This window comes from Pseudoblastomonas marina, assembly GCF_014641655.1.
GTDB classification, from domain to species: domain Bacteria; phylum Pseudomonadota; class Alphaproteobacteria; order Sphingomonadales; family Sphingomonadaceae; genus Alteriqipengyuania_A; species Alteriqipengyuania_A marina.
Genome location: NZ_BMID01000001.1, coordinates 14,118 through 34,987, shown reverse-complemented (window position 1 = coordinate 34,987; position 20,870 = coordinate 14,118). Strand labels below are relative to the sequence as shown.

The 20,870-nt window shown below is 66.7% G+C and carries 19 protein-coding genes; 8 read left to right on the top strand and 11 right to left on the bottom strand.

The genetic code is table 11. From position 1 onward, the window contains the following. Positions 1–50 precede the first annotated feature (50 nt). Genes IEW49_RS00180 through IEW49_RS00170 form a run of 3 tightly spaced genes read left to right on the top strand, consistent with a single transcriptional unit; the run spans position 51 to position 3,351 of the window. Positions 51–1,283, top strand: a complete 1,233-nt coding sequence (locus IEW49_RS00180) for a CoA transferase (RefSeq protein ID WP_188640785.1) — start codon at positions 51–53, stop codon at positions 1,281–1,283. Then, positions 1,280–2,503 carry an acetyl-CoA C-acetyltransferase gene (locus IEW49_RS00175; RefSeq protein ID WP_188640784.1) on the top strand — a complete coding sequence of 408 codons (1,224 nt, stop codon included), beginning with the start codon at positions 1,280–1,282 and terminating at the stop codon, positions 2,501–2,503. The genes IEW49_RS00180 and IEW49_RS00175 overlap by 4 nt, the downstream gene beginning before the upstream one ends. Continuing rightward, complete coding sequence (locus IEW49_RS00170) at positions 2,500–3,351, top strand: HTD2 family dehydratase (RefSeq protein WP_188640783.1); 852 nt, start codon at positions 2,500–2,502, stop codon at positions 3,349–3,351. The genes IEW49_RS00175 and IEW49_RS00170 overlap by 4 nt, the downstream gene beginning before the upstream one ends. Here the strand turns inward: IEW49_RS00170 and arfB are convergent. Genes arfB through pabB form a run of 3 tightly spaced genes read right to left on the bottom strand, consistent with a single transcriptional unit; the run spans position 3,348 to position 6,224 of the window. Beyond that, the gene (gene arfB / locus IEW49_RS00165; RefSeq protein ID WP_229658008.1) at positions 3,348–3,785 is read right to left on the bottom strand and encodes an alternative ribosome rescue aminoacyl-tRNA hydrolase ArfB; all 438 of its coding nucleotides are present in this window, start codon (positions 3,783–3,785) and stop codon (positions 3,348–3,350) included. The genes IEW49_RS00170 and arfB overlap by 4 nt on opposite strands. After that, positions 3,772–4,416, bottom strand: a complete 645-nt coding sequence (locus IEW49_RS00160) for an RluA family pseudouridine synthase (RefSeq protein WP_188640782.1) — start codon at positions 4,414–4,416, stop codon at positions 3,772–3,774. Before IEW49_RS00160 ends, arfB begins: the two co-directional genes overlap by 14 nt. Further along, complete coding sequence (gene pabB, locus IEW49_RS00155) at positions 4,413–6,224, bottom strand: aminodeoxychorismate synthase component I (protein WP_188640781.1); 1,812 nt, start codon at positions 6,222–6,224, stop codon at positions 4,413–4,415. The genes IEW49_RS00160 and pabB overlap by 4 nt, the downstream gene beginning before the upstream one ends. Positions 6,225–6,310: 86 nt before the next feature. Here pabB and IEW49_RS00150 point away from each other — a divergent pair, with 86 nt between their 5' ends. Beyond that, positions 6,311–7,885 carry a helicase HerA-like domain-containing protein gene (locus IEW49_RS00150; RefSeq protein WP_188640780.1) on the top strand — a complete coding sequence of 525 codons (1,575 nt, stop codon included), beginning with the start codon at positions 6,311–6,313 and terminating at the stop codon, positions 7,883–7,885. Between the two features lie 29 nt (positions 7,886–7,914). On the opposite strand, the gene IEW49_RS00145 is transcribed toward IEW49_RS00150, so the two are convergent. The 5 genes from IEW49_RS00145 to IEW49_RS00125 all read right to left on the bottom strand — a co-directional run bounded on the left by IEW49_RS00145 (position 7,915) and on the right by IEW49_RS00125 (position 13,193). Further along, positions 7,915–9,303 carry a sensor histidine kinase gene (locus IEW49_RS00145; RefSeq protein WP_188640779.1) on the bottom strand — a complete coding sequence of 463 codons (1,389 nt, stop codon included), beginning with the start codon at positions 9,301–9,303 and terminating at the stop codon, positions 7,915–7,917. Continuing rightward, positions 9,300–10,031 carry a response regulator gene (locus tag IEW49_RS00140; RefSeq protein WP_188640778.1) on the bottom strand — a complete coding sequence of 244 codons (732 nt, stop codon included), beginning with the start codon at positions 10,029–10,031 and terminating at the stop codon, positions 9,300–9,302. The genes IEW49_RS00145 and IEW49_RS00140 overlap by 4 nt, the downstream gene beginning before the upstream one ends. Positions 10,032–10,067: 36 nt before the next feature. Further along, on the bottom strand, positions 10,068–10,721 hold the full coding sequence (locus IEW49_RS00135) for an EF-hand domain-containing protein (protein WP_188640777.1): 654 nt from the start codon (positions 10,719–10,721) through the stop codon (positions 10,068–10,070). A gap of 209 nt (positions 10,722–10,930) precedes the next feature. Continuing rightward, positions 10,931–11,326 carry a VOC family protein gene (locus tag IEW49_RS00130; RefSeq protein ID WP_188640776.1) on the bottom strand — a complete coding sequence of 132 codons (396 nt, stop codon included), beginning with the start codon at positions 11,324–11,326 and terminating at the stop codon, positions 10,931–10,933. Positions 11,327–11,387: 61 nt separating this feature from the next. After that, entirely contained in the window at positions 11,388–13,193 is a 1,806-nt protein-coding gene (locus IEW49_RS00125; protein WP_188640775.1) for an aminopeptidase P family protein, read from the bottom strand. A 157-nt stretch (positions 13,194–13,350) separates the two neighbouring features. Here IEW49_RS00125 and IEW49_RS00120 point away from each other — a divergent pair, with 157 nt between their 5' ends. The 4 genes from IEW49_RS00120 (at position 13,351) to IEW49_RS00105 (ending at position 17,766) form a co-directional block, all read left to right on the top strand. Next, positions 13,351–15,522 (top strand): S9 family peptidase, encoded by a 2,172-nt coding sequence (locus IEW49_RS00120; RefSeq protein WP_188640774.1) that lies wholly within the window; start codon positions 13,351–13,353, stop codon positions 15,520–15,522. 7 nt (positions 15,523–15,529) lie between these two features. Then, on the top strand, positions 15,530–16,126 hold the full coding sequence (locus IEW49_RS00115) for a DUF2939 domain-containing protein (RefSeq protein WP_188640773.1): 597 nt from the start codon (positions 15,530–15,532) through the stop codon (positions 16,124–16,126). An 8-nt stretch (positions 16,127–16,134) separates the two neighbouring features. Continuing rightward, the gene (locus IEW49_RS00110) at positions 16,135–16,536 is read left to right on the top strand and encodes an acyl-CoA thioesterase (RefSeq protein WP_188640772.1); all 402 of its coding nucleotides are present in this window, start codon (positions 16,135–16,137) and stop codon (positions 16,534–16,536) included. A gap of 201 nt (positions 16,537–16,737) precedes the next feature. Further along, positions 16,738–17,766, top strand: coding sequence for a sigma-54 interaction domain-containing protein (locus tag IEW49_RS00105; protein ID WP_188640771.1), 1,029 nt, complete (start codon positions 16,738–16,740; stop codon positions 17,764–17,766). An 84-nt stretch (positions 17,767–17,850) separates the two neighbouring features. Here IEW49_RS00105 and IEW49_RS00100 read toward each other — a convergent pair whose 3' ends face one another. The 3 genes from IEW49_RS00100 to IEW49_RS00090 are packed head-to-tail and all read right to left on the bottom strand — an operon-like array spanning position 17,851 to position 20,867. Further along, positions 17,851–18,255, bottom strand: a complete 405-nt coding sequence (locus IEW49_RS00100) for a flagellar export chaperone FliS (protein ID WP_188640770.1) — start codon at positions 18,253–18,255, stop codon at positions 17,851–17,853. Between the two features lie 21 nt (positions 18,256–18,276). Continuing rightward, the gene (gene fliD / locus IEW49_RS00095) at positions 18,277–19,671 is read right to left on the bottom strand and encodes a flagellar filament capping protein FliD (RefSeq protein ID WP_188640769.1); all 1,395 of its coding nucleotides are present in this window, start codon (positions 19,669–19,671) and stop codon (positions 18,277–18,279) included. A 53-nt stretch (positions 19,672–19,724) separates the two neighbouring features. Continuing rightward, a complete protein-coding gene (locus tag IEW49_RS00090; protein WP_188640768.1) occupies positions 19,725–20,867 on the bottom strand; it encodes an EscU/YscU/HrcU family type III secretion system export apparatus switch protein in 1,143 nt (380 codons plus the stop codon). Positions 20,868–20,870: the final 3 nt, after the last annotated feature.

Here is a 20,870-nt window from a genome sequence, read left to right as displayed (position 1 = left end):
GGCATCGCGACACGGGAGGCCATGGATCCCCGCCTGCGCGGGGATGGCGAATGTATAGGCTGCTGGACGGCCTTACCATCATCGAAGCCTCGAGCTTCGTCGCCTCGCCCACGGCGGGGCTCTATTGCGCGCAGATGGGAGCCGAGGTCATCCGCGTCGACCAGGTCGGCGGCGGGCTCGACTACGATCGCTACATGCGCACGACCGAAGGCCGCTCGCTCAGCTGGGAGAATTTGAACCGCGCCAAAAAGAGCGTCGCGCTCGACCTGCGCTCGGGCGAGGGGCGGGAATTGCTGGTCGAACTGGCGGCGAAAACCGGCCAGTTGATCACCAATTTCCCCGAACAGAGCTTCCTTTCTCACGCCGCGATCGAGGCAAGGCGCCGCGACATGATCACCGCCCGGATCATGGGCTGGCACGACGGGCGACAGGCGATGGATTTCACCGTCAACGCCGCGTCGGGCTATCCACTGATGACTGGGCCGGAAGACTGGGACCAGGACAGCGCCCCGCCGGTCAACCAGTTGCTGCCGGCGTGGGATTTCATCACCGGCGCCTACACCGCCTTCGCGCTGCTCGCCGCGCTGCGTCACCGCGACGCGACCGGCGAAGGTGGCGAGGTGCGCGTGCCCTTGGGCGACGTCGCGATCGGCACCGTCGCCAATTCGGGCGCGATGGCGGAAATGCTCTATCGCGGGGGAAATCGCGAGCGGCTCGGCAATGCGATTTGGGGAGCGTTCGGGCGCGATTTCACGAGCCGCGACGGCACCCGCTTCATGGTAGCCGCGCTGACCGACAAGCAGTGGCGCGCGCTCGTTTCCGCCTTCGATATCTCCGGCGATATCGCCGCGATCGAGACGAAGCACGGCGTCAGCTTCGCAGCCGGCGACCACGAGCGTTACGTTCACCGCCACGAATTGTTCGCCCTGCTGCAGGACAGGATAGGGCGCCACGACTGGCCCGAGTGGGAGCGCAGGCTCACCGCGGCCGGTGCGACCTTCGAACGCTATCGCACCATGCACGAGGCGGCGAGCGACCCGCAGCTCGTCACCGACAACCCATTCTTCGGCCCGCCGACCGACAATCCGAGCGGCTTTTCCTATCCCTCGCCCGGGGCCTTCGCCAACCTGCCCGCGCAGGATCGCGGCGCGCCCGAGCCCGCGCCCTATCTCGGTGAGGACACCGAACAGGTGCTCGCCGACGTGCTCGGACTGCCGGGCGGTGCTATCGCAAAATTGATCGATGCCGGCACGGTCGGCACCAGTGACAAGGACAGAATATGAGACGCGTCGCCATCTGCTCGCCCCTCCGCACGCCCGTAGGCAAGTTCCTCGGCACCCTCGCCCCGCTCACCGCGGGCGACCTGGGCGCGGCGATCCTGAAAGCGCTGGTCGAGCGTAGCGGGGTCGATCCGGAGCGCGTCGACGATGTCGTGTTCAGCCAAGGCTATGGCAGCGCGGAGGCACCCGCGATCGGCCGCTGGGCGTGGCTCGCCGCCGGCCTGCCGATCGAGGTCCCCGGCTACCAGCTCGACCGCCGCTGCGGCTCGGGCCTGCAGGCGGTCGTCAACGCGGCCATGATGGTGCAGACCGGCGCCGCCGACTGCGTGGTCGCGGGCGGGTGCGAGAGCATGTCCAATGTCGAGCACTACACCACCGACATCCGCCAGGGCGTGAAGGCGGGCAACGTCACGCTGCACGACCGGCTGACGCGCGGCCGCCTGATGAGCCAGCCGCAGGAGCGGTTCGGCGTGATCTCCGGGATGATCGAGACCGCCGAAAATCTCGCGAAGGATTACAATATTTCGCGCGAGGCATCGGATGAATTCGCGGTGCGCTCGCACCGGCGCGCTGCCGCCGCGTGGGACGAAGGCAAGTTCGACGATTACATCGTCCCGCTCGAAGTCCCGCAGCGCCGCAAGGACCCGGTCCGCTTTGGGAAGGACGAGGGTATCCGCCCTGATGCGAGCATGGAAAGCATGGGCGGATTGCGCGCGATCGAGGGACGTACGAACCCCGACGCCATCGTCACTGCGGGCAATGCCAGCCAGCAGAACGATGCCGCCGCCGCCTGCCTCGTCGTCGCCGAGGACAAGCTCGAGGAATTGGGCCTCGCCCCGCTATTGTGGTTCGATAGCTGGGCCGCAGCCGGCTGCGACCCGTCGCGCATGGGGATCGGCCCGGTCCCCGCGGTCGAAAAACTGTTCGCGCGCTCGGGCCGGAGCTGGAACGATCTCGACCTCGTCGAATTGAACGAGGCCTTTGCGCCGCAGGTGCTCGCCGTGCTCAAGGGCTGGGGCTGGAGCGAGGATGACAGCCGCCGCGACATGCTCAACGTCAACGGCTCGGGCATCTCGCTCGGCCATCCCATCGGCGCGACCGGGCTGCGCATCCTCGCCGACATGGCGCACGAAATGCAGCGCCGCGACGCGCGCTTCGGGCTCGAGACGATGTGCATCGGCGGCGGTCAGGGCATCGCCGCGATCTTCGAGCGCGCGGCTTGAGCGACTGGTCGGCCTGGATCGGCCGCGAGGAGCGGCGGACCGACACGCTCGACCCGGCGCTCGCCGCGCGCTGGCTCGCGACTTTCGACCGTGCCGCCCCCGCCGACGGCACGCTGCCGCAAGGCATCCACTGGTGCCTCTGCACGCCCGACGCGCCGACCGCGATGCTCGGCGCCGACGGTCATCCGCAGCGCGACGAAAGCGAGGACAGCTTCTTCCCCCCGATCCCGCTGCCGCGCCGCATGTGGGCCTCGAGCGAGGTCGAATTCCTCGCGCCGCTCGCCCCCGGTGACGCGATCGAGCGGGTCAGCAGCATTGACAGCATTGCCGAGAAAGAAGGGCGCAGCGGCAAGCTCGCTTTCGTCACCGTCGCGCATGAAACAGCAGCCAACGGCGCCGCAGCGGTGCGCGAGAAACAGCACCTCGTCTATCGCGAGGCCGCCGCGCCCGATGCGCCGCTGGTCCCCCCCGAGGGCGACGGTGGCGGCTTCGACGGCAGCGTATGGGACGTGGTGCGCGAGCTCACGCCGAGGCCGCCGCTGCTGTTCCGCTATTCGGCGCTGACCTTCAACACGCACCGCATTCACTACGACGCGCCCTATGCGCGCGGTGTCGAGCGTTATCGCGGCCTCGTGGTCCACGGGCCGCTGATGGCAACGCTGCTGCTCGACCTCGCGGCGCAGGAGCTCGGACCGAACGCGGTCACCCGCTTCGCTTTCCGCGCGGTCTCGCCCGCAATCGCGGGCGACAAGCTGCTGCTGGCGATGAAACGCGAGGGCGAAGACCTCACGCTCGGCGTCTTCGCCGCCGATGGTCGCCAAGTGGTGAAGGCCGAAGCAGCGCTCTAATAGTCGCCCGGTTTCACTGCGCCGCGCTTGGCCTTGATCGCGCCGCGCTGCTTCTTCTTGTCGAGCCGTTTGGCTTTGCCCACTCGGTTGAGGCGCGATTTCTTGCGCTTCTTGGGCTCGTGAAACGCCTCGCGCAGCAGCTCTTCCAGCCGCTCGCGCGCGTCGGCGCGGTTACGCTCCTGCGTACGGTGCGACCGCGCCGTGATCAGGATCTCACCCGCATCGGTCCACTTGCTACCGGCCAGCTTCTGGAGTCGCTTGAACACCGGCACCGGGAGGCGCAGCGCATAGGCGTTGACGCGCAATTGCACCGCGGTGGCTACCTTGTTGACGTTTTGCCCGCCGGGCCCCGAACCGGCGACGAAGCTTTCTTCGGCACTGGCGTGGGCGCGGCTTATCGCCTCTTCACGGCCTGCAACATCATGGGGCGACAAAGCCCAGCTCCGCAAAGCGCGCGGGAAACGGCGCGCTGGCCTCGATCGGGGTCTTGCCCTCACGGTGGAGCACGAGCCCGGCGGCGTGCAGCATGGTCTGCTGCCCCTTGCCGTAGACCGGGTCGCCGAGCAGAGGCGCACCGAGCCCTTCGACAGCGTGCACGCGTAGCTGGTGGGTGCGCCCGGTCTCGGGGCGGAATTCGACCAGCGTGTTGCCGCCGACCACCTGCAGCGCTCGCCAGTGGCTGATCGAGGGCTTGCCCTTCTTCGCCGCGATCATCCGCCAGCCGCCCTGCTTCGAACTGATCTTCGCCAGCGCAAGCTCGATCGTTCCCTCGCCCTCGATCTCGCCCGCGACCACGCCGAGATAAAGCTTCTCGACCTGCCGCTCCTCGAACGCGCGAGCGAAGCGCTTCAATGCCTTGGGATTGCGCGCGAGCAGCAGGCAGCCGCTGGTATCGGTATCGAGCCGGTGGACCGGCACCGGGGCGCGCTGGAAGCCTAGCTTGAGGGCGTCGAGATGGTCCTCGAGGCTCGACCCGCCGCGACGCGGGCGATCGACCGACAGGCCCGCGGGCTTGTCGATAACGAGCGCTTCGCCGTCCTCGTAAAGGATGTCGGGCGCGCTCATCGGTCGATCAATTCGGCAGCGACGAGCCCGCGCACCGCATTGCCGAGCAGGAATCCGCCCGATAGGTCATCGAGCGTCAGCGGTGCCTCGACCGCGCGGCCCTGCTCGATCAGCGAGCGGCGAAGCACGCCGGGCAGCAACCCGTCGGCGAGCGGCGGGGTAATCAGCATATCGTCGCGTTCGACGAACACCGACCAGATCGTGCCTTCGGTCACCTGCCCGTCGTCGCGCAGGAAGATCGCGTCGTCCGCGCCCGCCTCCTGCGCGATCTCGCGCGCCTGTTCGTAGAAGCCGCGATCGGTCGACTTGTGGCGCAGGCGCCAGTCGCCGGGATCGACCGGCAAGCGCAGCACCGCGCAGCGCAGCGGGCGCTCTGCCGGGTCGGGGAGCGCCCGCATCTCGAGCGAGAAGCGGCCCGATCGCGCGACCAGCAGCCGCATCCTGGCCGGCGCCTCGGCGGCGAAGCTCAAGGCCTGGATCGCGTTGCGCACTTCGTGGCGGTCGAAGGCGAAACCGAAGGTCCGCGCGCTTCCGCCGACCCGTTCAAGGTGGAAATCGAGCAGTGGAACGCCTTCTTCGGGAGAAAAGCGCATCGTTTCGATGAGGTCGAAGCTGGCCGCTGCGCTGCTACGCACGAATTCTCCCTTCACCAGGCACTCGCACCATTCGGCGAGGCCCTCGGAATCGGCGACCACCGCCGATCCCACACCCATGATCGCGTGCCCGCGCCCATTCAGTCCGGGTGCGACGCGCAGGGTCCGGATTGCCACATTGAAGGCCGCTTCGCCAGCCGCATTCTCGCCGCGAACGCCACTTTGCGGCGGGTCGATCCGACCGATCGCGCCGCAATAGGGGCCCCGCGCATCGCGTTCGACCTCGGCGATCAGCTCCATCGCGCGCAGCTTCGGCGCACCCGTGATCGACCCGCAGGGAAACAGCGCGCGCAGCATGTCGGCGATCCCGGCTTCGGGTCGCAGGTCGGCGCGAACCTCGCTCACCATCTGGTGCACGCTGGGATAGCTTTCGACCGCGAACAGTCGATCGGTCCGCACGCTGCCCGGCCGCGAGACGCGCGACAGATCGTTGCGCAACAGGTCGACGATCATCAGGTTCTCGGCGCGATCCTTGACCGATCCGGCCAGTTCCCTGCGCAGTGCCGCATCTTCGTCTGCGTCGCGTCCGCGCGGGCGGGTGCCCTTCATCGGCTTGACCCGCACCCGCTTGCCATCCTGCGCGAAGAACAGTTCGGGCGAGAAGCTGAGCAGCCAGTCACTGCCGTCGAACACCACCCCGCCATAGCCCGCCGCGGCACGCCCCCGGATCGCGGCATAGAGCGCACGCGGATCGCCGTGCATGCGCGCGACGAGCGGGAAGGTGAGGTTCGCCTGGTAGATATCACCCGCCCGGATCGCCTCCTGCAACCGGGCGAAGGCGGCAAGGTAGCGCCCTTGCGACACGCCCGGCTCGAACGGACCGATCCGCGCCCTGTCGTCGGGCCAGCCGGGCGGGAGCGTGCCGGGTGCGAAACTCTCGTAACCGTCGAACGCGCCGAACCAGACCAGCGGGCCGGCTCCGGTGCGGGGTTCGAGCAGCGGCGCGAGGCGATCTTCGAGCGCATAGCCCGCCTCGTAGGCGATATAGCCGGCGAGGTGCCGGCCCTGCGCGCGGAGCGCCTCGAGCCGCGCCAGCGCCGGTGCGACCTCCTCGCGATTGCGCGCCACCACCAGCTCGATGGGGTCGCGATAGAGCCGCGTCGGGGCCGCGCCTTGCTCGCGCGCGTCGTCCAGCAGGATGAAGGGGCTCGGCATCGCGGCTGCCCTAGCGGGCATTTGGGGCTTTGCAAAAGCGATCCGGTGCCGCCAGACAGGAGCGAACTCGATTACGGGAGTGGCAGGTGGGCGATATCTTTCTCGGCAAGGCGGCAGACGGCACGCCGCAATATCTCCGGCTCGACCAGGCGAATCGCCATGGGCTGGTCGCGGGCGCGACCGGGACGGGCAAAACGGTCACGCTGCAGACGATGGCTGAACAGTTCGCGCGCCAAGGCGTGCCGGTCTTCGCCGCCGACGTGAAGGGCGACCTTGCCGGGATCGCGATGCCCGGCAGCGCCGCGTTCAAGCATGCCGACAAGATCGAGGGCCGGATCGCCGAATTGGGGGTCGAGGATTTCGCCTATGAAGGCAATCCGGCGGTGCTGTGGGACCTCTATGGCGAACAGGGCCACCCGATCCGCACCACGGTGTCCGAGATGGGCCCGCTGCTGCTCGCGCGACTGCTCGACCTCAACGACACCCAAGAAGGCGTGCTGTCGCTCGCATTCCAGTGGGCCGACGACAACGCCCTGCTGCTAATCGATTTCGACGACTTGCGCAGCGTGCTCGTCGCGGTGGGGGAGAATGCCAAGGCGTTGAAGCTCGAATACGGCAACGTCTCCAGCCAGAGCATCGGTGCGATCCAGCGGCAATTGCTGGCCTTCGAGCGACAGGGCGCGGACAGGTTTTTCGGCGAGCCGGCCTTCGAGATCGCCGATTTCATGCGCGTCGACGGCGACGGGCGCGGGCTGGTCAACATCCTCGCCGCCGACAAATTGATGCGCAGTCCCAAGCTCTACGCGACCTTCCTTCTGTGGCTGCTCGCCGAACTGTTCGAGGCACTGCCCGAGGTCGGCGATCCTGCAAAGCCGAAGCTGGTGTTCTTCTTCGACGAGGCCCATTTGCTGTTCGACGACGCACCCAAGGCGCTGCTCGACAAGGTTGAGCAGGTCGTGCGGCTGGTCCGCTCGAAGGGGGTGGGGGTGTATTTCGTGACCCAGAACCCGATCGACATTCCGGAAGAGGTCGCAGGCCAGCTCGGCAACAGGGTCCAGCATGCGCTGCGTGCCTTCACCAAGCGCGACCAGCGCGCGATCAGAGCTGCGGCGGAGACCTTCCGGATCAATCCCGAGCTCGACGTCGAACAGGCGATCACCGATTTGAAGACGGGCGAAGCGCTGGTCTCGACGCTCGACGAACACGGCGCGCCCGGCGTGGTGCAGCGGACGAAGGTCGTTCCGCCGCGCTCGCGGCTCGGCCCGCTGCTCGTCGCCGAGCGGGGCCAGTTGCAGGTCGACAGCCCCTATACCGGGAAATACGATTCGGCTGTCGACCGCGAGAGCGCCGCCGAAGTGCTGGCGCAGAAGGCAATCGACGCGGCCGAGACCGCCGAGGAGGTCGCCGAGAAGGGACGCGAGGAAGTCGGCAAGCGCGAACGCAAGTCGACCAGCATCTGGGAAAAGGCGCTCAGTCGTGGGACCAAAACCGCCGCGAGCTCGGCCGCCGGGAAGATGGGCCGCACGATCCTCGGCAAGCGCTCGCGCGCCAATCCGGTCGTGTCGGGCGTGACTTCCGCCGCCGGGTCGATCGCGACCGATCTCGCTGGCCCGCTGGCCGGTCGGTTCGTGCGCAATCTGATCGGCGGGTTGATGCGCTGAGCGCCACGACGTTCGCACGGTGAACCGGGCTACAAGGGAAGCCGCAGCACGGCGTCGAGGCCGCCGCCATCGCGATTGGCGAGGCACAGCGTGCCGCCATGCTGTTCGGCGATCGCGCGCGACAGGGTCAGGCCGAGGCCCGAACCGCCGGTCGCGCGATTGCGCGATTTCTCGCCCCGCCGGAACGGCTCCATCATCGCCGCAATCCGTTCGGCGGGGATGCCCGGGCCGTCATCGCTCACGATCAACACCGCGTTATCGCCTTCGCGGCGCAGCGAAACACGCGCCGCTCCACCATAGCGCAGTGCATTGTCGACCAGGTTGCGCAGCGCGCGGCGGACCCAGGTGGCCCGGAACCGGCCGACCGCCTTGTCTGCATCGACCAAAGTGACGGGACGACCGCGATCCTCGTATTCCTCCACCACGCCGGTCGCGAGCGGGGCAAGATCGAGCATTTCCGGCTCGTCCTGCGGGCGGCCGATCCGGGCGAGCGAAAGGATGTCGTCGAGCATGCGATCAAGTTCGGCTATGCCAGCCGCCATCTTCGTCCGCCGGGTCTTGTCTTCGACCCCCTCGATCCGCACCCGCAGGGCGGCGAGCGGGGTCTTGAGGTCATGACCGATCGCGCCCAGCATGACGTCCTTTTCGTCGAGCAGGGCTACAATCCGGGCTTCGAGAGCATTGTGAGCCTCGATCAGCTCGCGCACGTCGTCCGGTCCCGAGGGGGCGAGCAGCTCGGCCTCGCGCGGCGCCGCAGCGAAGCTTCGCGTGCGCGCGGTGAGCGCGGCGAGCGGGCGGGTGATCCGGCGCAGCACCAGCCACAGCACGCCGAACAGGACCAGCGTGAGCACCAAAGTCTGAAACACGATCCCGCCGATTGCGCGGCGGCCGGTGCGCGGCCCTTCGGCCACCCGGGCAATGCGCCAGTCGCCGGCGGCGTCGTTGCGGACCGCGGCGAGCACCAGCGTATCGGGGATGTCCTCGCCCTGCCGCCGTGCGCGGGCCGTGAAGAATCGCAGCGCGCGCGGATCGTCGTCGATCGCTCGTCGCACGACCGCGATCTGCGCCGGGGCGTAGCCCTGCAGGCGAAGAATGTCGCGCAAACGCGCTTCGATCGCCGGTAGGCGGACGTCGGCAGCACGCACCGGATCGCTCTCGCTTCGTTCGAGCCGCAATCCGCGCCCGCGCATTCCGGGGCCGCGCCGCGGCTCGCGCAATTCTGGGGGAAGCTCAAGCTCGCTGCCGCGCCGCTCGGGCGCGAGCAGGCGGAAGGCGAGCGCATTGGCCGACGCGTTCTGCTGCCGTTCGATCATGCCGCGATAGAGCAGCACGGCATTGAACGCCTGTGCCGCGAACAGCGCGAGCGCGATCGAAAGCAGCACCTGCCCGAGCAGGCTCGAGGGCAGCAACCGTCTCACGCTTCGCACTCGACCCGGCGCACCTCGGCTGCGAGCCGGTAGCCACCGCCGCGGATGGTCTGGATCAGCTGCTCGTCGCCGTTGCGCGCCATCTTCCGGCGCAGACGCGAAACCTGGTTGTCGACCGCGCGATCGAACATGTGCTGTTCGCGACCTTGCACGAAATCGAGCAGGCGATCGCGGTCGAGCACCTGTCCGGGGTGGTCGAGCAGCGCCTTGAGGAGGCGGAAATCGGCCCCGGTAATGTCGACCAGCACGCCTTCGGGATCGATCAGCCGCTGGCGGGTGGGATCGAGGGTCCAGCCGTCGAAATGGTAGGCGCAGGTTTCGTCGGTGTCGTCACCCGGCGCGCGGGTGGCGCGGCGCAGGACCGAGCGGATCCGCGCGACCAGTTCGCGCGGTTCGAACGGCTTGGTGACGTAGTCGTCCGCGCCGATTTCGAGCCCGACGATCCGGTCGGTCGCCTCGCCGCGCGCGGTCAGCAGGATCGTGGGCAGGTCGCGCGCCTCGATCAGGTGCCGGCAAAGCGACAGTCCGTCCTCCCCCGGCATCATGATATCGACCAGTGCGAGTGCGAACCCCTGCTCGTCCAGCCGCGCGCGGGCCTGTGCAGCGCTCTCCGCCTCGGTCACGACGAACCCCTGGCCGGTCAGATACTCGGCCAGGGGTTCGCGCAGGGTCGGCTCGTCGTCGACCAGCAGGATGGCAGGCGCGGATAGGTCGGTCATTGCGGTTCCGCGCCGGTCTTCACCATCGGATCGAGGTCAGCGACGCTGGCGCCGTTCGCCACGCGCGGCGCGCATCTTTTCTTGCGCGGCCTTGCGTTCGGCCGCGGTGACCTGTCCGTCGCCGTCGGCGTCGAGCATCGCGAAATGCTTGGCGTGGGCGGCCTGGAACTCGGCGCGGGTAATGCGCTTGTCGCCATCGGCATCGGCCTGGCGCATCATCATCCGGACATGGCCGGCCATCCCGCCGCCGCGACCGCCACGGCGCATCTTGCCGCCGCCACGCTTGCCGCGCATCTCGCCGGCCTTCTCGCGCGCGGACGCCATCTCTTCCTGCGAGACACCGCCGCTATTGTCGGTGTCGAGGCGGGCGAAGCGTTGCTCGCGACGTTCGGCGCGACGCTTCTGCATTTCGGCCCGGCGGGCATCGCGCGCGGCCTGCATTTCGGCCTGCGTCACCTCGCCATCGCCATTGGCGTCGGCCTTGGCGAAGCGTTCGGCCTGGCGCGCCTCGCGATCGGCCTGGTCGAGCACGCCGTCATTGTTGACGTCGAGCCGCTGCCACATCTTGGTGCCCATCGCCTCGTGTTCGGCCTTGGTAATCACGCCGTCGGCACCGGGCCGGCCCTGCGCGTTCGCCGCGCCGGCCAGCGCCAGCGTGGCGGCTCCGAGTACGAAAATGGTCTTTTTCATGGTGGTCATCCTCTGCATGTCTTCGTGAAGGGGGCAGCGGGCCGGACCGGGAGGGGAGAGAGGGATGTCCGACCCACTGACTGTTCCCTTCCTACAGGCATCGTGTCGCAGCATTATGCCCGAGACGCAGGGATTTGTCGCGAATTGTCGCAAGCCGGGCAAACCGTCCATCGCGCCGCCAGTCCGGCGGAGAGCGATGCCTGCCGCCCTTAATCGACCTTTTCCATCAGGAAGGCATTGAGCTTATTGCCGTCCGGGTCGCGGAAATAGGCGGCGTAGAAGAGGTTGCCGTGTTCGTCGGGTTCGCCGCGCGGGCCCGGCTCGCCTTCGTCGCTTCCACCGTTGGCGAGCGCGATTTCGTGCAACTTGGCCACTTGTTCGCGGTCCTTCGCCTCGAGCGCGACCATCGTGCCGTTGCCGACGCTCGCCTCCTTGCCGTCGAACGGCTTGGTCGCGGCAATGCCCGCGCCGCCGTCCCACGCGCCCCAGGCGATGAAGGTCTCGAAATCCATCATCCGACCGTAGCCGAGCTCGGCGGCGATCGCGTCGTAGAATTTTGCGGCGCGGTCCAGGTCATTGGTGCCGAGCGTAACGTAACCGATCATGTGCAAGTCCTTCGCAAAACGACTCGCGACCCACAGGAACATTACGCGAACATCGACTGTCCTACAAGGGCTGGCACTGCCTTTCGAGCCAGGCGAGATCCTCGCCCTCGAGTTGCGGCGCGAGAATTTCGCGGACCTTGGCGTGATAGTCGTTCCACCAGCCGATCTCGCGCTCGCTCAGCAGCGATTTGTCGACCAGCGTGCGGTCGAGCGGGACGTGGGTAAGGGTCTCGAAGGTCAGGTACTTGCCCTCGCTGCCCTCGACCTGCGCGTCGACCACCAGCACGAGGTTCTCGATCCGGATGCCGTATTCGCCCGGCTTGTAATAGCCCGGCTCGTTGGAAAGGATCATGCCTTCGCGCAAGGGAGTCTCGGTGCCGGGGAAGGCCCCGCCGGGCTTGGAGATGCGCTGCGGGCCTTCGTGCACCGAGAGATAGCTGCCGACGCCATGGCCGGTGCCGTGGCCGTAATCGACCCCCGCCTGCCACAGGTGCATGCGTGCCAGCGCATCGAGCGCGCCGCCGCTGGTCTTGTCGGGGAAGATCGCAAGGTCGAGCTCGATATGACCCTTGAGGACGCGCGTGTTGCGATCCTTCATTTCCGCCGTGGGTTCGCCTGGGCCGACCCAGACGGTGCGGGTGATGTCGGTCGTCCCGTCGAGATACTGGCCGCCCGAATCGCACAGATAGATGCTCGAAGGCGGGATCGGGATATTGCTGTCCTCGTCGACCTTGTAGTGCGGCAGCGCGGCATGGCCGGCGGCGGCGCTGATCGTGTCGAAGCTCGAATCCTTCATCTCGGGACTGAGCCCGCGGAATTCGCGCAGCTTGGCCACCGCGGTGAGTTCGTCGACCTCGCCCGAGGGCGCGTTTTCCTCGATCCAGCGGAGATATTTGACCAGTGCGGCACCGTCGCGCGCCTGCGCGTCGCGGTGGCCCTGCTGTTCGGCAGGGGTCTTGATCGCCTTGGGCAGCACCGCCGGATCGTCGTCGCGGACGACCTTGGCGCCGCCCGCCTCGAGCGCGTGGAAGATACCCGCCACGGCATGGTTGGGATCGACCGCCACGGTCTTGCCCTCGAGATCGGCGAGCGCGGGCTCGAACTGGTCGCGATCGCGGATATGCACCGCGTTGCCGAGGTGCTTGGTCAGTTCGGGCGTCACCTTGTCGGGCGCAATGAACAGCTCGGCCGTGCCGTCGGCATGCGCGACCACATAGGACAGCGCGACCGGCGTGTTGGTAATGTCCTTGCCGCGCATGTTGAGCAGCCAGGCGACCGAATCGAGCGCGGTGACGACGGTGGCGTCGTAGCCTTCGGACTTGAGCCAGTCGGCGACTTCGGAGCGCTTGTCGGCGCTCGAACGACCGGCGAACTTGTCGTCATGCGGCACGGCGGGCGCGAGCGAGGGCTGCGGGCGATCGGCCCACACCGCGTCGATCGGGTTGCCGTCGACCGCGACCAGTTCGATCCCCTTCTTGGCGAACAGCTTTTCCGCCTGCTCGGCCCATTCCACCCCGTGCAGCCAGGCGTCGTAGCCGATCTTCGCGCCCTCCCCGGCGTTCTCGGCGATCCATTTGGCGGGCGAGGTCTCGGGCACGTCCTCATAATCGAACAGGTTTCCGTCGACCTGCTCGCGCACCTGCACGGTGTAGCGTCCATCGGTGAACATCGCGGCGCGGTCCTGCAGCACCACCGCGCTGCCCGCGCTCCCTCCGAACCCCGTCAGCCAGGTCAGGCGCTGGGCGTAGTCGCCGACATATTCGGACATGTGTTCGTCCGAGATCGGCACCACGAACCCGTCCAGCCCTCTTCGCTTCAATTCCTCGCGCAGGGCGGAGAGACGGGCTTCGTGGGTTTGCATCAGCATGGGAGGGACTCGCTTTCGTGAATTCGTTCGCGCGCAATATAGGGCATCGGACCGGCGCTCGCCACCGAAGTCGCTGGACGCGTATCCCTCCCCCGATTAGCAATGCCCCGCACAAGCGGCGCGCAAGCAGAGCTCATGCCGCATGAGGGACCCGCCGATGAACCGACTTGCCGCCTTCGCCGCCGCGCTCGCCATGCTGGCCCCCGCGCCGCTGCTGGCCCAATCCGATACCCCCGAATCCGAGGACGAGACTTTGACCGAGACCCCCAGCGCGCCGCCGATCGCGGACAAGCGCGACTACGAATATTCGCGCCACGGGATCACCATCGCCGATCCCTATCACTGGCTGAAGGACCAATCCTACCCGACGATCGACGACGAGGATGTGATCGAATACCTCAAGGCCGAGAACGCGTGGTTCGAGGCGAACATGGAGCCGCACCAGGCGCTCGTCGACGAGTTGTTCGAGGAAATGAAGGGCCGCATCAAGGAGGACGACTCCTCGGTTCCGCAGAAGGACGGCGATTTCCTCTACTGGACCGAGTTCGAGCAGGGTGCCGAATACCGCAAATGGTATCGCAAGCCGGTGAGTGGCGGCGAGGCGCAGCTGATCCTCGACGAGAACGAGCTCGCCGAGGGCAAGGAATATTTCCGTCTTGGAGCCTTCAGCGTCAGCCAGAACGGGCGCTACCTCGCCTATTCGTTCGACGACAACGGGTCGGAGCGCTTCACCGCGCGGATCAAGGACCTCCAGACCGGCGAATTGCTGCCCGACACGATTCTCGAGACGCTTTCGAGCCTCGTCTGGGTCGCGGGCGACAAGGGCCTCGTCTATGGCCGCGCCAACGCCAACTGGCGGACCGACAATGCCCGGCTCCACTGGCTCGGCCAGAGCGCCGAGCAGGATATCGAGCTCTACAAGGAAGAAGACGACGGCTTCCGCGTCGGCGCGGGACTTTCGGCGCAGGACGACTGGCTGGTGATCGCCACCGGCGACAACGAGACCAGCGAGGTGCGCCTCGTGCGGGCCGACGATCCGACCGGCGAGCAGATCCTCGTCAAGCCGCGCAGCAAAGGCGTCGAATACGACGTCGACGTGCGCGACGGAAAGCTGTTCATCCATACCAATGACGAGCACGTGAACTTCCGCCTCGCCACCGCCTCGCTCGAAGCGCCCGGCGCGTGGACCACGCTGATCGCAGGGTCGGACGAATTTTACCTGACCGACGTGTCGCTGTTCAGGGATTTCTACGTCACCGAAGGTCGTCTCGCGGGCCTCGACCAGGTCCAGATCCGCGATTACGCCGACTCATCCCGCATCCGCCCGATCGCCTTCCCCGAAGCGAGCTACGATGCGGGCCTCTCCAACAATCCCGAATACGCGGTCGACAAGCTGCGGCTGGCCTATGAGAGCATGGTCACGCCCGACAGCGTCTATGATTACCACCTCGCCGACGGATCGCTCGAACTGCTCAAGCAGCAGGAAATCCCGAGCGGCTACGACAAGGACCTCTACCGCACCGAGCGGGTCGAGATCACCGCCCGCGACGGCACCAAGGTCCCGGTCAGCATCGTGATGCGCAAGGACCGCCCCGCCGGGCCCGGACCGCTCCACCTCTACGCCTATGGCGCCTACGGCTATGCCGTGCCGCCGGGCTTCTCGACCACGCGGCTCAGCCTCGTAGATCGTGGCTTCGCCTATGCCATCGCGCATATCCGCGGCGGCGACGACCTGGGCCGCAACTGGTACCTCCAGGGCAAGCTCAACGAGCGCACCAACACGTTCAACGATTTCGTCGACGCGGCGAAGGGGCTGGCGGAGCTGGGCTATACCGCACCGGGCCAGATCACCGCCTCGGGCGGCTCGGCCGGCGGCGAGCTGATGGGCGTGGTCGTCAATACCGATCCCGATTTGTGGGGCGCGGTGGTGGCGCACGTACCCTTCGTCGACGTGCTCAGCACGATGCTCGACGAGAGCCTCCCGCTGACCCCGGGTGAATGGCCCGAATGGGGCAACCCGATCGAGAGCAAGCAGGCCTTTGCCTACATCCTCTCCTACAGCCCTTACGACCAGGTCGTGGCGCAGGACTATCCGCCGATGCTCGTCACCGCGGGGCTCAACGATCCGCGCGTGACCTATTGGGAGCCCGCCAAGTGGGTCGCCAAGTTGCGCGACGTTAAGACCGACGAAAACACGTTGCTGCTCAAGACCAATATGGGCGCCGGCCACGGGGGCAAATCCGGACGGTTTCAGTCGATCTACGAGGTGGCGGAAGAATTTGCCTTCATCCTGTGGCAGATGGGCATGACCGAAGCAGTTGCGGAGTAATCGCACCATGAAGAAACTCGTCGCCCTCGTCATCGCCCTTGCCGTGCTGGTGGGCGGCTGGTGGTACGCCTCGCCGCTGATGGCGCTCGACGGGCTGCGCGATGCGGCCCAATCGGGCGACCAGGCCGAGCTCGAGCAGCGGGTCGACTTCCCCGCCCTGCGCAGCTCGGTGAAGGAGCAGCTGCGCGGCGCGTTGACCGCCGCGATGGAAAGCGAAGGTGACGACAATCCGCTAGGGGCGGCGGGTGCCGCGCTCGGCCTCGGACTGGTCGACGGGATCGTCGATACGCTCGTAACCCCCGAATGGGTCGCGACCACGGTGACCGAAGGTCAGCGGCGCCAGGCGCAGGCCGAGGCGGTGCAAGAGCGGCTCCCGGCACAGGAAACCGGCACCGCTCCGCCACGGAAGGCCGAAGACCCTGCTCAGGCCACGCAGCGCGAAATCGAATGGGAGATCGAGCGCGAGGGCCTCAACAGCTTCCGCGTGACCACGCAAAACGCTGTCGGCGACACGGGCCCGACGCTGCTGTTCGCACGCGACGGGCTGGGTTGGGACCTGGTCGGGATCGAGATGCCCGCCGCCGAGCTCATCCCCGGGGGCTGACCGGCGCGATGGGCAACCGCCACACGCTCCACTTCACCGCCGGTCGCGAACACATCGACGAGCTCGGCCACGTCAACAATGCGGTCTGGGTGCGCTGGATCCAGGACATCGCCACGGCCCACTGGAATGCGGTGGCGCGGCCCGAGGATCGCGAATCATACGTCTGGATGGTGACCCGGCACGAGATCGATTACCGCGGCAATGTCGCGGAGGGCGAAACCGTGGCCGCCGAAACCTTCATTCCCTCCCCGCCACGAGGCGCGCGGTTCGATCGCCGGGTCGATTTCCGCAACGCCGATGGCAAGGTCGTGGTCAGCGCCAACACCACCTGGGCGATGATCGACAAGGCCACCGGCAGGCCGCTGCGGATCCGGCCCGAAACGGCGGCTCCGTTCAGACCTTATGGTTAATTATTTTATGTCGACCGCATCCCGCTATCGGCGGCTGCGTACCCCGATGTTTACCGGAAATTCGCTATATATGCAGCGTTTCCCCGAAAATCGGGCCTTAAGCGGATTCTGCCTAATTACGTATTTGCACTTATGTAGGAGATAACCACGGAAAGGAAATCGTGCGTTACCAACGTCTCGTAACGAGGGGCAAAAACAAAAATGATTTCCGAAATGTTGGTCGGTCGCAGCGAAGCGATTGCATCGGTCCGCACCATGATCCGCTTTGCCGTCAAGGCGACCACAACCGTGCTGGTCACCGGACCTTCTGGCTCCGGCAAGGAAGTGGTCGCCCGTTCGATCCACCAGGAATCCGATCGTGCCGACGGACCCTTCCTCGCGATAAACAGCGGCGCGATTCCCTCAGAACTCATCGAATCCGAACTGTTCGGACATGAAGGCGGCAGCTTCACCGGTGCGACCTCGCGTCATCTCGGGATCTTCGAACAGGCCGATGGCGGCACGCTGTTCCTCGACGAAGTCGGCGAGATGCCGCTCTCGCTCCAGGTCAAGCTGCTGCGCGTGCTCGAAGAAGGCACCATCCGCCGCGTCGGCGGGCGCGAGGACATCAAGGTCGACGTCCGCATCGTCGCCGCGACCAATCGCGACCTCAAGCTCGAGATCGGGGCCGGTCGCTTCCGCGAAGACCTGTTCTATCGTCTGTGCGTCCTCCCGATCCGCATGCCCTCGCTCGGCGAACGGCGCGAGGACGTCGCGCTGCTGATCGAGCATTTCCTCAAGCAGAACGACAAGGTCGAAGCACCGAGCTTCTCCGCGGACGCGCTCGATCGGCTCGCCGCCTATGGCTGGCCGGGCAATGTGCGCGAGCTGCGCAACCTCGTCGAGCGCGCCACGATCTTCTTCTCGGGCCAGCAGATCGTTGCCAAGGAAGTCGACCTGCTGCTCGACATCGCCAGCCAGACCGCCAATGTCGCTCCGAATGCTGTGACTACGGCCGAGGGCGGCACGGTGGAGTCGGCCCAGCCGGTCGCATCCGCACCGATCTTCGAAAACGGGTTTTCGCTCCAGCGCCACATGCAGGAAGAAGAACGCCGCCTGATCGTCGACGCGCTCGTCGAATGCGGCGGCGTGATCGCCAAGGCGGCGCGGATGGTTGACGTCCAGCGCACCACCTTCGTCGAGAAGATGCGTCGCCACGGGATCAATCGCGACGACCAGCTCGCCGCCTGATCGCGGTTCCACCCGACACCCACGAAAAAGCCCGCCCGGTTCGTACCAGGCGGGCTCTTTCGTGCTGCTTGTCGGGACGCCCCGTCAGGCCGCCTGCGACACCTTGCCTATCTCGGCCCAGGCTTCGGCGATCTCGGCGATCATCTCGCGCGCCGAAACCAGCTTGTCGCCCGCTTCGCTGCCGCTGGCCGAATCGATCCGGTTCGAGGCCTCGCGATAGACGATCGCGAGCGCGGTCGCGATTTCGCCCCCATTGTCGAAATCGAGGCTTTCCTCGAGTGCGTTGAGGATGTCCGAGGCGCGCGCGCGCGATTGAAGCATCGCGGCCATGTCGCCGCGATCGAGCGAGCGCTTGGCGCGGTCGAGCCGCAGCAGCAGCTGTTCGAACAGGATCGAGACGAGTTCGTGCGGGCTCGCTGCCGCGACGCGGCTGGTCGCATCGAGGTTGCCGTAATTGGCGGCTGCCGAACGGTTGGCGGAATAATACATAATCGTGTCCTGTCCGATCCCTTAGTCTTCGCCGGTGCTGTTCCAGATCGAGATCTGCTGCTTGAGGTAGGCCTGGGTCTGCTTCAGCACCGCCAGCTGACGATCCATGTTGGCGTAGGTCTGCTGGAGGTTGGCCTGGTATTTCTCGATGTCTTCGTCGAGCTCGACGCGCATCTCGGCCAGCTTGGTGTTGATTTCATCGAACCGCTTCTTGGCGAGAGCGAGCGGGCCGTTGCTGTCCTGCAGCGTGTCGCGGATCTTGTCGAGCGTGCCGGCAATGCCCGGATTGTTCGCATCGGGTTCGAGCGGGTCGAGCATGCTCGCGACCGCATCCGGATCGAGCGCGATCGCGCGGTCGTAGGCGGCGCTGTCGAGCTCGAGCGTGCCGTCGCGCGCGGTACGCACGCCGATATCGGCGAGTGTCCGGAATGGCCCAGTGCTCGACAGGGTCTCCGAGCTCATCCGGGCGAGCTTGCTGACCATGTCGCGGATCGCGCGATTGCCGGCGAGCGGGCCGCCCTGGACCCCGTCGAGCCCGGGTGCGGTGGCGGTGTTGAGGCCCTTTTTGAGGCTGTTGAAGGCATCGATGAACTCGGTCACGAGTTCGCGCGTCGTGGTCGGCGGCTCGCTCGCCGAGATCGTGATCGTCTCGCCCGGCTTCGCCTTGAGCAGGCTCAGCGTCACGCCTTCGATCGCGGTGTTGATCTCGTTCGACGAGTTCACCAGTTGGACCCCGTCGACCACGACGATGCTGTCGAGGGCCTGCGACAATTGGGTCATCCCGCCGTCGACGGTCGGCGGATAGGCGAAGTCGTTGAGCGCGTTCGGCGCGGCCGGGGGCGTGAGCGTGAAGGCCTGGTCGGCGCCGTCCTGACCGGCGATGACGAGACGGGTTCCCAGATTGTCGGTCACGATCGAAGCCGTCACGCCGGCATCGGCCGTGTTGATCGCGTCGCGGAGCCCGGTGAGGCTGTCGTTCGTCCCGTCGATGACGATGTCGAAGCTACCGGTGCTGGTCGCGAGCGTCAGCGTGCCCTGGCCGACCGGCTGCGCGGCGTCGGTGTAATTGCGGCTGATCAGCTTCTGCTCGGAGGCGAGCTGCTTGACCTCCATCGTGACCGGCAGGCCCTTGGGGGTCTGCCCCTCGATGAAGCTGGCGATCGCGACCCCGCCGTCGCTCGACACGAGGTCGCCCGAAAAGCGGCGCCCGTCGAGGATACCCTGCAAGGCGTCGGCGAAGGTGTTGAGCGAGGACGAAGCCGAGGCGAGCGCCGAGATACGCGCGCTGTTGAGCTGCTGCTTCTGGTTGATCGCGGTTTCGCGCGGTTCGCGCGTGATCTGCACCAGGTCCGCCACGATCTGACCGGAATTGATCCCGGTATTGCCGCTGATCAGGTTGGAAATACTAGCAAACATATGCGCGCGCGCCTTTCTCCTTGAGCGGAGTAACGGTGGTCCGGACGGTCACTTTAGCTTTTTCTCGTGCCATCGGAATCGAACCTCAGATCGTCGGGGACCTCGATGTCCGGCTTGTCCGACTTGGACGCCATTTTCGCATCGAGGCGGTAGATGAAGGCGAGTAGCGCGGCGACGGCCATGTAGAGCCGCTCGTCGACGATCTGGTTCGCCTTCGAGGTGAAATAGATCGCGCGCGTTAACTCGGGATATTGCAGGATCGGCACCTTGGCCTCCTCCGCCAGCGAGCGCATCGCCTGCGCCACCGCATCGCGTCCGCGCGCCAGCACCACCGGGGCCGCGTCGCGCGCCTGGTCGTAGCGCAGCGCGACCGCGAAATGGGTCGGGTTGACCAGCAGGACGGTGGCTTCCTCGACTGCCTTGCGCGCGCCGCCGCTCATCATCTCGTGCTGGCGCTGGCGCACGGCCTGCTTGAGTTCGGGCGAGCCTTCGGTTTCCTTGTGCTCGTCCTTCACCTCCTGCTTCGTCATCTTCAGCTTCTTGGTGCGCTGGAAGATCTGCGCCGGAACGTCGATCATCGCGATCAGCACGAGGCAGCCCGACATTGCGAGCATGGTGTAGATGAACAGCTCCCCAAAGCTGGATACCGAGCTGTTCACGTTGCCCGCGCCCAGCTGCACCATTTCGGGCATGGCGGCGAAGATGATGTAGGCGCCGACTGCACCCATCACTGAAACCTTGGCCAGCGCCTTGGTCAGCTCGATCAAGGCGTGCATGCCAAACATACGTTTCAGGCCTGCCAGCGGGCTAAGTTTCGAGCCCTTGGGCTTGAGCGCGCTCGCACGCCAGCCGAGCGAGCCGAGCGAAGCGGGGGTGGCGATCGCCGCGAGCATCAGCAGCGCGGCCAGGCCGCCGAACGGGAGCGCCAGCGGAGCGAGCAGCCGCAGCGTGCGCCCGCCCATGTCGAATTCCTCGATATCGGTCGGCGCGATCGACAGCCCCGAGGCGACGACCGATTCGGTCGAGCCGATCAGCCCGCCGCCGAACAGCGCGAACATGAGCGTGCCGCCCATCATCACCAGCGCAGTGCCCAGTTCCTTCGACTGCAGGACGTCGCCTTTCTTGGCGCTGTCCCGCAGGCGTTTTTGTGTCGGATCTTCGGTTTTCTCGCCGCCACCGGGTGGTTGGTCCGCCATCGC